Source organism: Virgibacillus carmonensis (assembly GCF_057836705.1).
Map to the genome: position 1 here is coordinate 1 of NZ_JBYQFJ010000448.1, position 505 is coordinate 505.

A 505-nucleotide genomic window follows, 5' to 3' on the forward strand; every position below is an offset into this window, starting at 1 on the left:
ACGTGATGTCTTAGTTGCATAGTTTTTTATATATTGTGCTTCATCCAATATCAATGAATGAAAGGTGATTTCCTGATACAACTCTATATCCTGCCGTAATGTTGCGTAAGACGTTATCCATACGTCATCTGTTGTTTTTGGATCGATCATCGCTATCCGTTCCATCGGACTACCTGCGATTACCCGAACACGCAGATCTGGTGCGAACTTTTCACACTCGTTCTTCCAGTTGTATAAAACAGATGATGGAGCCACAATTAAATGTGGTTGATCAACTTCTAATGAAAGCAAATAAGCAATGCTTTGGATTGTCTTTCCTAGTCCCATATCATCTGCCAGTATCCCGCCTAAATGATAGCTGTCAAGCGATTTAAACCACTGAAATCCCGTTTCTTGGTAGTTCCTTAATGTAGCCTGCAAATTCTCCGGTATCGGATATACCTGCTCTTCTGGTGACTTTAAATGGTGCAGCAGTTTCCGGAAAGAAGGATCATAGTTTTTCTTT

1 protein-coding gene is annotated in these 505 nt (G+C 40.4%); it reads right to left on the reverse strand.

Annotated elements, in window-relative coordinates:
* Positions 1-505 (reverse strand): SNF2-related protein (locus tag AC3G7N_RS22820; protein ID WP_489424372.1); only part of this gene is annotated, 505 nt, incomplete at both ends.